A 9,229-nucleotide genomic window follows, 5' to 3' on the forward strand; every position below is an offset into this window, starting at 1 on the left:
CCAGCTCGATGAGCGTGTCGGAAAATCCGCCGCTGCCGTCAAACCCCATCCGGGGCGTTTTCAGCAGCTCGCCCGGCTCCGGCGGCCGGAGGGGCAGGGACACGATCGCCCGGGAGCCCCGCTCCTCCCGCTGCTCAAAGACGATGCTCCCCCCGTGGAGGGCGGCGATGCGGCGGGCCACCTTCAGTCCAAGACCCAGGCTGCCCGGCCGCTGAAGCAGCTCCCGCTCATCGGTTTCCGGGAGAAAACCCGGTCCGTTGTCCCACACGGTGAGGACCGCCCGCCCGCCCCGGCGGGCCAGGCGCAGGCCGGACTCTCCGCCCTCTCCCGCCGCGCGGACGGCGTTGGCGATCAGGTTGAGCAGCAGCCGCCGGAGCTGGGCCCCGTCTCCATGGGTGAGGAGGCTCCCTATCTCCTCCTCATAGGAAAAGCGGATGCCAGCCAGCGCCGTCAGGGGAGACACCTGCTCCCCCAGCTCCCGGCACAGCCCGGCCAGATCCAGCGTGCCCTCCCGCAGGGGGAGCTCTCCCTCAGGCAGTTCCAGATACTCAAGATTGCCCACCATACGAATCAACCGGTACAGGCTCTGGTGCAGAATGGCCAAATAGGGGTCGTACTGAGGCCCCGCCTTCTCCCGCACTACCGGCGTGAGCAACTGAATCGCTGCGGACAGGTTGTTCATCTGCTGACGGAACTGCTCTACCAGGAGCGGTCCCAGATCCTCTCTCTTCTCATCCAAATGCCGCCGACCTCCTTTCCAGTCCTGCCATAGCTTGCGCAGGAATTCCGTAAAGTTGTAAGGGTATGATAACGTCAGTATAGCAAAATCCGCCCCGCCGCTCAAGCAGAAATGTCGAATCATGTCGAAACCACCGCGTTTACCGATAGTGCCGGTGTAAATTTATACAGTTTCCCCAGTAAGTTTTCTGTTTTCCCCCTTTTCATTCGGCGCGGATTCGTTTATAATGGAGGCGCGCAATTGGAAATCATTTAAGAATCAAATTAGAACGAAGGAGCGATTCATTATGAGCATTAAAGTTGGCATTAATGGCTTTGGCCGGATCGGCCGTCTGGTGTTCCGCGCGGGTATCTCCCGTTCCGACATCGAGTTCGTGGGTATCAACGATCCCTTCATGACCCCCGATTACATGGCCTACATGCTGCGTTATGATACCATGCACGGCCAGTTTGACGGCACCATTGAGTACACCGACGACGCCATCATCGTCAACGGCAAGACTGTGAAGTTCTTCGCCTGCATGGATCCCAAGGACATCCCCTGGGGCGAGGTGGGCGCCGAGTATGTCGTGGAGTCCACTGGCATGTTCCTGACCAAGGAGAAGGCCCAAGCCCACATCGACGCCGGCGCCAAGAAGGTGGTCATGTCCGCCCCCTCCAAGGACGACACCCCCATGTTCGTCATGGGCGTCAACCACGAGACCTATGACTCCAGCATGAACTTTGTCTCCAATGCCTCCTGCACCACCAACTGCCTGGCCCCCATCGCCAAGGTGCTGCACGACAACTGGGGCATTACCGATGGCCTGATGACCACCGTCCACTCCACCACCGCCACCCAGAAGACTGTGGACGGCCCCTCCAAGAAGGACTGGCGCGGCGGCCGCGCCGCCTCCGGCAACATCATCCCCTCCTCCACCGGCGCCGCCAAGGCCGTGGGCAAGGTCATCCCCTCCCTCAACGGCAAGCTGACCGGCATGTCCATGCGCGTGCCCACCCTGGATGTCTCCGTGGTGGACCTGACCGTCAACCTGGCCAAGCCCGCCAAGTACGACGAGATCTGCGCCGCCATGAAGAAGGCCAGCGAGGGTGAGCTGAAGGGCATCCTGGGCTACACCGAGGACGCCGTGGTGTCCTCCGACTTCCTGGGCGACACCCGCACCTCCATCTTCGACGCCACCGCCGGCATCGCCCTGACCGACACCTTCGTGAAGGTCGTGTCCTGGTACGACAATGAGATTGGCTACTCCAACAAGGTGCTGGACCTCATCACCCATATGTATTCTGTGGACCACAAGTAAGTGAATCCAACCAAAGAGAGCGGAAGCCGGACGGCTTCCGCTTTCTTTGACCGTCGAAAAAGCGGCTTCGCCGCTTTTTCGAGCCGGATGCAGCCCACCGCGCGCGGGCTGAGAAGTGCTTTCTCCGGCGTACATGCCGCTGGAGAAAACGGCTTTTATTTGCTTCGCGCCTGCGGGTGCGAACTCTGCGAGGCTTTTTCGACAAAGTGAACGAGAGCGGAGGCCATCCGGCCTCCGCTCTCGTTTTCGTTCTGCCCACGGAGGAGGCCGTTCACATCTCCCGCACGTCCACATAGGCGGAGGTGGTGGCGTCCAGCACCGCCATATAGCCGCAGCGGAAGTCCAGCCAGTCCCCCACCCTTACCCGGCCTCCGCACCCCTCCACGTCTACAATCAGGTGGTCGGAGCTGGCGCCGATCATCTCCGCCCCCGGCAGGGTGGGGGTGAGGGCGGCCCAGGCCACATCCTGCTTGCCTGCGGCGCAGATGGCCCGCAGGTGGACCCCCCGGTCGGGGTATTCGGGCAGCTCCCCCTTGCCGTCCCGGCCGTGCTCCCCGATGGGCACCGACGGCTTGCGGCGCAGCTCCACCACCTGGGCCTTGAAGTGGAAGGCGTCGGTATGGTACCCCTCCAGAAAGCGCATGCCGGTGGTGTCTTCGCCGTAGAGTAGCCCCTCGCCCACCCGCAGGTGATTGATGCCCGCAGGGAGCCGCCCCTCCTCCAGCAGCTTGAGTGTACAGGTGGAGCCGCCGGACAGGGTTTTGATATGGAAGCCGTACTTCTCATTGAGGAAGTCCCTCAACTCCACCAGGATCTGTGTGTTCTCCACCGAGGGGAGGATGCTTCCGTAACACCCCACGTTGGTGCCAAGCCCTACCAGCTCCACACCGGGACAGCCCAGAATCTGCCCCGCAATCTCCTCCAGCTGCTCCCGGCCGAACACCCCCTCCCGGAGATCCCCCACGTCCACCATGAGAATAATGGGGTGAATCTTCCCCTGCCGGACAGCTGCATCGGACACGGCGCGGATGACCTCAATCTGGCTCTGGAGGCTACAGTCAGCCCAGCGCACCACCTCCTCGGCCTCGTCAATGGCGGGTATGCGGATGAGCAGGTAGTGCAGGCCGGGTATGGCGGTCTTGGCGGCGATGATGTTTTTCAGGCGGCTGTCCGCGAAGCGGGTGACGCCGCCGGCCCGGGCCGCCCGGATCACCCCGGGGCGGGCGGAGAAGCCCTTGGTGACAAAGGCCAGCTCCACCCCCCGCCGGGCGCAGAAGGTGTGGAGCTTTCGGGCGTTCTCCTCGATTTTCCTGGTGTCAATCTCCAGTATGGGTGCGTACATGCTTTCCACCCCCCTTTGTAGCTACCAACAGTGTAACCCTCATTTTCCCTCTTGACAAGGGGAATTCCATATGTCATACTGTGTATGCTGAATATATACAGTATGACATCAAGAAGGTGTACCATGGACATCATCATCCGCAATTCCGGCGGCGTACCCATCTATGACCAGATCACCCGGCAGATGAAGGGCCTCATTCTCCGGGGAGAGCTGAAGGAGGGCGAGGCCCTGCCCTCCATGCGGCTGCTGGCCAAGGAGCTGCGCATTTCCGTCATCACCACCAAGCGGGCCTATGAGGAGCTGGAGCGGGAGGGCTTTCTCACCACCGTGCCGGGCAAGGGGTGCTTTGTGGCGCCCCAGAACCCGGAGCTGGTGCGGGAGGACACCCTCCGCCGGGCCGAGGAGCACCTGTCCCATGCGGTGGACGTCGCCAAGGCCGGCGGCGTCACCCTGGCCGAGCTCACCGAGACCCTCAACCTTCTGTATGGAGACGAAACACTATGAAAAACGCATTGGAAGTGTCCCATCTCACCAAGGACTACGGCTCCTTCAAGCTGGACGACGTGTCCTTCACCGTACCCGGCGGCACCATCATGGGCCTGATCGGGGAGAACGGCGCGGGCAAGTCCACCACCATCAAGTGCATCCTCAACCTGATCCGCCGGGACGGCGGGGAGATCCAGGTGCTGGGCCTGGACAACCTGGCGGACGAGCGGGCGGTCAAGGCCCAGGTGGGGGTGGTGCTGGACGAGACCACCTTCCACGACGGCCTCTCCGCCCCCCAAGTGGGGAACATTCTCGCCCGCCTCTACCCCGGCTGGGATGGAGCCCTGTACCAGCATTACCTGGAGAAATTTGGCCTCACCAGCAAAAAGCTGGTCAAGACCTTCTCCAAGGGCATGAAGATGAAGCTGTCCCTCGCGGCGGCCTTTGCCGCCCGGCCCAAGCTGCTGATCCTGGACGAGGCCACCTCCGGCCTCGACCCGGTGGTGCGGGACGAAATTTTGGACGAGTTCCTGGCGTTCATTCAGGACGAGGAGCACGCCATTCTCCTGTCCAGCCACATCACCAGCGATCTGGAGAAGGTGGCCGACTATGTGACCTACCTCCACAGGGGGCGGGTGGCGGTGTCGGGGGCCAAGGATGAGCTGCTGGACACCTACGGCAAGCTGGTGTGCGGCCGCTCCGAGCTGGAGCGGGTGGACCCCGCCCTGCTGGTGGGGGTGCGCTCCGGCCAGTTCGGCTGTGAGGCCCTGGTGAAAAACCGGCGGGCTTTCGCCCGGTTCCACCCCGAGCTGGCGGTGGAGCCGGTGTCGCTGGAGGATATTATGGTCTTTACCGTAAAGGGGGATGCCCGATGACCGGCCTCATCTACAAGGATTTTCTGGCCCTTAAGGGCCATCTGACTACCTACCTGGTCTTTTTCCTGGTCTACGGCGGCCTGTGCTTGTCGGGAGTGTTCACCGCCTCGGTGCTGTGCGGCATGGTGGTGCTCATGTCCCTGATCACCCCTATGACCACCGTCACCTCCGACGACGTGAGCCGCTGGAACCGCTTCGCCATCGCCACCCCGGCCTGCCGCCGGGGGGTGGTGACAGGCAAGTACCTGTTCACCCTGCTGGTGACCCTGGCCAGCACCGTGTTTGTCTCCCTGCTGCTGGTCGTGCTGGCCCTGGCCGGCGGGCTGGAGGAGTCCCTGTCCGAGCTGCTGCTGTCCGCCCTGGCCTGTGCGGGGATCGCCCTGATCATGAACGCGGTGGCGCTCCCCCTGCTGCTCAAGTTTGGGGCGGAGAAGGCCCGCATGGTGAGCATGGCGCTCTTTTTACTGGTCTTCGCCGGCTTTGCCCTGCTGGGCCTGGCGGCCGACCGGGGCCTCGCCCTCCCCGCGCCCCCGGCGTGGGTGCTCACCGCCCTGCCCGGCCTGCTTGCCATCCTGGCCGTGGGCGGCTTCGCCCTCTCCTACTGTATTGCCCAGGCCATCTATGCCCGAAAGGAGTTCTAAGCATGGCCGGACTGCTCTGCAAGGACTGGCTGCTGCTCCGGCGGCAGCTTTGGTACTATGCCCTCCTGCTGGGGCTTTATCTGGCGCTCACTGCCGCCGGAGTGCTGGACGCCTCTTTTCTGTGCGGCCTGGCGGTTCTCTACGGCACCCTTCTCCCCACCACCTGCTTCAGCTATGACGAGGCTGTGCACTGGGAGCGGTACGCCGCCGCCACCCCCGCCGGACGGCGCGGGACGGTGGACGGCAAGTACCTGCTGGCCCTGTTGCTGGCCGCCCTCAGCGGCGGGATTTCCCTCTTCCTCACCGTCCTGATGGAGGGGCCGGAGAGCGCTCTGGCCCTGGCGGTGCTGGTCTGTACCGGCCTGGCCCTGGCGGTCAACGCCGTCAACCTGCCCCTTCTCCTGCTCTTGGGGGTGAGCCGCAGCCGGGCGGCCCTCTACTTTGTGTTCATCCTCTTCTTCGGCGGCGGCATGGCCCTGCTTTTGCTCTTCCAGCGGGGCCTTCTTCCCCCGCCCACCCCCGGCCTGGCCGCCGCCCTGCCCTGGCTGGTGACCGTCCTGTGCGCGGCGGCCTACGCCGCCTCCTGGTGCATCGCCCGGAAGATTTACTGTAAAAAGGAACTGTAGGGGCGTGGCCTGTCCCCGCCCGCCGGGTGTGCCACGCTACGGTCGGACGAGGAACTGCGTGCGGCCGCCAAGGGACACCCCCCTGTAAGCCCCTGTCTGTCCCGTATCCAAAAACGTCCCCGGAGGGAATTCCCTCCGGGGACGTTTCTGCGTGGTTCAGGGCAGCTCGATAACCCAGTCGAGACTTTCATACAGGTGGTCGGCCCTGCCGCCGGCATCCTGAATTCTCTCCACAGCCACTCCGCCGATACACACTGCGTCCACCGGTTCCTCCATGCCCTCCGGCTTGATGGCCTCGAACCGCTCGGTGCCGTCCAGCTCATAGGCGCCTGTGATGTCGTGGCAGGGATAGCGCTCTCCCGATGCGCCGATAAAGGAGATGTCGAAGGGCCAGCCCCACCACTCTGTGCTGTCGAAGCTGGCGGATATGGCCGAGCCGTCCTCCGCCACCCAGATGGTCATATCCCCCTGGGGGAGCGTCCAAGTCTTCTGTACCGTGGGGGGCGTCTCCGCCGGCACCAGTCGGAGGGAGAACACTCCCCCCTGGACGCCCAGACCGCTGACATGGAGGGCGCAGTCCTCCGGCGGCGGGGCGGCCATCGTACAGCGAAGGCGGGTGGATGCAGTGGTCTGATAGCCCTGCTCCAGGCGGTAGCGGGGGTAGCCGCTCCCCTCCCCGGCATCCGCCACGCTGTAGGGAGTGATGGTGTGGACGGCATTGTGCAGCGGCTCCCCGTCCGCCGACAGGCCCAGCCGCAGCTCCACCGGAGAGGGCAACTGATCGGCAGGTAAACGGCTGCTCATGGTGAGTTCCAGTTCCAGCACCCCGCTGCGCAGGGTAGCATCCGCCTCGTAGGTCCAGTCCCCCTCCGTCCAGGTGACCGGCTCCTCCAGCACCCAGAGCTCCGCCTTGTCATCCGCCGTGGCGCCGATGCCTGCGAAATAGCGGCAGAGCTCCCCCACCCCGGCGGCCACGGCCCGGTAGTTCATCAGTCCCAGCACCAGCCCCGCGCAGGCCGCCGCGGCCGCCAGCCGCCTCAGGGGTGCCCGGCTCCGCCTGGGAGGCGTCAGCGCCTCCTCCGTGAGTATCAGCAGACCATCCCGGTCCAGTACCTCGTCCCAATCACAGTATCTCATTTGGTTCCCTCCCGTTCCCACAGGCCCAGCCCCTGCCGGGCCAGCAGCCGCTTCAGCTTCTTCCGCAGGCGGCTCACCCGGGCGTCCACCCCGTTGGGCGACAGCCCCAGTACGCCACCCAGCTCCGCAGAAGAGAGCCCGTAGACAAACCGCAGGGTGAACAGCCTCCGTTCCTCCCGGCTCAGCCCCTCCAGCACCCGGCGCAGTCCGTCCCGCACCGCAGCTCTCTCCGCGTGATCCGCCGCCGCCAGGCCAGAGTGTTCCTCCAGTGGCTCCTCCATCCGGGCGGCCAGGGCGCGGCGGCGGTCCTTTGCCCGGCTGCGCACCAGCACGCAAAGCCAGGTCTGCTTACTCCCCTGCGCGGGATCCCACGGCGCCCTGCCCTCTACAAAGGCCCAGACGGCGTCCTGGACGCACTCCTCCGCGTCCTCCGGGCGGCCGGGGAGCTGAGCGGCGGCCACCAGCTCCAGCAGCCTGCCGTACTGCCGGAAAATCTGCTCCGCCTCCTGGTTATGATCCAAAACCTCCTCCATTGGTTCGCCCCCTTTCACCTTACAGTACGGCCGGGAACGCGGAAACCTGACGCACGCCGAAGAAAAAAACGCGGAGGAACCGGTGTTCCTCCGCGTTTTTTGCGGCTGTTTAGTGATTGAGCAGGCGCACCCGCAGCACCACGTCCAGGGCGCGGATGGTGTCGGCCACGGACTCGCCGATGCGGCTGTCCACGTCCACCACGGTATAGGCATAGTCCTTCTTGGACTTGTTCGTCATGTTAGCCACATTTACCCCGTCCTTGGAGAGCACTCCAGTGATGCTGGCGATGGCGCCGGGGGCGTTGCGGTGGATGATGCACAGGCGGGACACGCCGCTCCACGGCTGCACCAGCGTGGGCAGGTTCACCGAGTTCTGGATGTTGCCGTTCTCCAGATAGTCCTTCAGCTCCTGGGCCGCCATGACGGCGCAGTTCTCCTCGCTCTCCGGCGTGGAGGCCCCCAGATGGGGGATGGCCACCACGTTCTTGCCCCGCAGGATTTTGCCGTTGGGGAAGTCGGTGACGTAGCAGGCCACCTTGCCGCTGTCCAGGGCGGCCAGCATGTCGTCGTCGTTGACCAGGGTGCCCCGCGCCAGGTTGAGGATGCGTACGCCGCCCTTCATCATATGGAATGCGTCCTCGTTGAACATTCCCTTGGTCTCGGGGGTCTGGGGCACGTGGAGGGTGATGTAGTCGCAGTTCTTATAAATGGTCTCCAGATCCATGGCCCGGTGGACCAGCCGGGACAGGGACAGAGCTCCGTCCACCGACAGGAAGGGGTCGTAGCCGAACACGGTCATGCCCAGCTTGGTGGCGATGTTGGCCACCTGCACGCCGATGGCCCCCAGGCCGATGACGCCCAGCATCTTGCCAGACAGCTCCGGGCCCACAAACTGGCTCTTGCCCTTCTCCACCGCCTGCTCCACGTCCGCCCCGGCGGCGGCCTGCTCCTTCACCCAGGCCACGCCGTCGCTGATCTTTCGGGAGGCCAGCAGCAGAGCGCACACCGCCAGCTCCTTCACCGCATTGGCGTTGGCGCCGGGGGTATTGAATACCACGATGCCCGCCTCGGAGCAGCGGTCGATGGGGATGTTATTAGTGCCCGCGCCCGCCCGGGCCACGGCCCGCAGGGCATCGGGGAATGCATAGTCGTGCATGTCCGCCGAGCGGACCAAAATACCGTCCTCGTTTTCCACATCGGTGCTGATGGTGTAGCGGGTCTGGTCCAGTACGGACAGCCCGGCGGGGGAAATCTTATTCAGTGTCTTGATGCGATACATATAGCCCTCTCCCCTTCATTGTTTTTATCAAATGCCCGGATGAAACTACACGCCTTCCATGGGAGCCCCTGATTTTACTTCCCCGGACGGAGGGAATCCGCCCTGCGGCAAGATTTTGTCCGCTGGCCAAAATGCCTGTACGCGGCGTAAGCCGCGCCCCACTTTGCAGGGCCCCAGGGTAAGCCGAACGCTCAGTTGTTCTTATCGAATGCCCGGATGAAGTCGCACAGCTTTTCCACGCCCTCGGTGGGCATGGCGTTGTAAATAGACG

10 protein-coding genes are annotated in these 9,229 nt (G+C 64.2%); 5 read left to right on the plus strand and 5 right to left on the minus strand.

Annotated elements, in window-relative coordinates; translation table 11 throughout:
• The coding region (locus HMPREF0372_RS06445) for a sensor histidine kinase (protein WP_039996808.1) at nt 1-739 on the minus strand (739 nt) is incomplete at its 3' end.
• 286 nt (nt 740-1,025) lie between these two features.
• Here HMPREF0372_RS06445 and gap point away from each other — a divergent pair.
• Entirely contained in the window at nt 1,026-2,039 is a 1,014-nt protein-coding gene (gap, locus tag HMPREF0372_RS06450; RefSeq protein WP_009261245.1) for a type I glyceraldehyde-3-phosphate dehydrogenase, read from the plus strand.
• A gap of 271 nt (nt 2,040-2,310) precedes the next feature.
• On the opposite strand, the gene HMPREF0372_RS06455 is transcribed toward gap, so the two are convergent.
• Nucleotides 2,311-3,381, minus strand: a complete 1,071-nt coding sequence (locus HMPREF0372_RS06455; protein WP_007489973.1) for an alanine racemase — start codon at nt 3,379-3,381, stop codon at nt 2,311-2,313.
• A gap of 123 nt (nt 3,382-3,504) precedes the next feature.
• Here HMPREF0372_RS06455 and HMPREF0372_RS06460 point away from each other — a divergent pair, with 123 nt between their 5' ends.
• The 4 genes from HMPREF0372_RS06460 to HMPREF0372_RS06475 are packed head-to-tail and all read left to right on the plus strand — an operon-like array spanning nt 3,505 to nt 6,009.
• Complete coding sequence (locus tag HMPREF0372_RS06460) at nt 3,505-3,885, plus strand: GntR family transcriptional regulator (RefSeq protein ID WP_007489974.1); 381 nt, start codon at nt 3,505-3,507, stop codon at nt 3,883-3,885.
• The gene (locus HMPREF0372_RS06465) at nt 3,882-4,742 is read left to right on the plus strand and encodes an ABC transporter ATP-binding protein (RefSeq protein WP_007489975.1); all 861 of its coding nucleotides are present in this window, start codon (nt 3,882-3,884) and stop codon (nt 4,740-4,742) included. Before HMPREF0372_RS06460 ends, HMPREF0372_RS06465 begins: the two co-directional genes overlap by 4 nt.
• A complete protein-coding gene (locus tag HMPREF0372_RS06470; protein ID WP_007489977.1) occupies nt 4,739-5,383 on the plus strand; it encodes an ABC-2 transporter permease in 645 nt (214 codons plus the stop codon). Before HMPREF0372_RS06465 ends, HMPREF0372_RS06470 begins: the two co-directional genes overlap by 4 nt.
• Before the next feature lie 2 nt (nt 5,384-5,385).
• Entirely contained in the window at nt 5,386-6,009 is a 624-nt protein-coding gene (locus HMPREF0372_RS06475) for an ABC-2 transporter permease (protein ID WP_007489978.1), read from the plus strand.
• Between the two features lie 156 nt (nt 6,010-6,165).
• On the opposite strand, the gene HMPREF0372_RS06480 is transcribed toward HMPREF0372_RS06475, so the two are convergent.
• The 3 genes from HMPREF0372_RS06480 to HMPREF0372_RS06490 form a co-directional block, all read right to left on the minus strand.
• Entirely contained in the window at nt 6,166-7,146 is a 981-nt protein-coding gene (locus HMPREF0372_RS06480; protein WP_007489980.1) for a hypothetical protein, read from the minus strand.
• A complete protein-coding gene (locus tag HMPREF0372_RS06485) occupies nt 7,143-7,679 on the minus strand; it encodes an RNA polymerase sigma factor (RefSeq protein ID WP_007489982.1) in 537 nt (178 codons plus the stop codon). The genes HMPREF0372_RS06480 and HMPREF0372_RS06485 overlap by 4 nt, the downstream gene beginning before the upstream one ends.
• Before the next feature lie 109 nt (nt 7,680-7,788).
• On the minus strand, nt 7,789-8,958 hold the full coding sequence (locus tag HMPREF0372_RS06490; protein WP_007489983.1) for a phosphoglycerate dehydrogenase: 1,170 nt from the start codon (nt 8,956-8,958) through the stop codon (nt 7,789-7,791).
• Nucleotides 8,959-9,229: the final 271 nt, after the last annotated feature.

The sequence above is a fragment of the Flavonifractor plautii ATCC 29863 genome, from assembly GCF_000239295.1.
Lineage (GTDB): Bacteria > Bacillota > Clostridia > Oscillospirales > Oscillospiraceae > Flavonifractor > Flavonifractor plautii.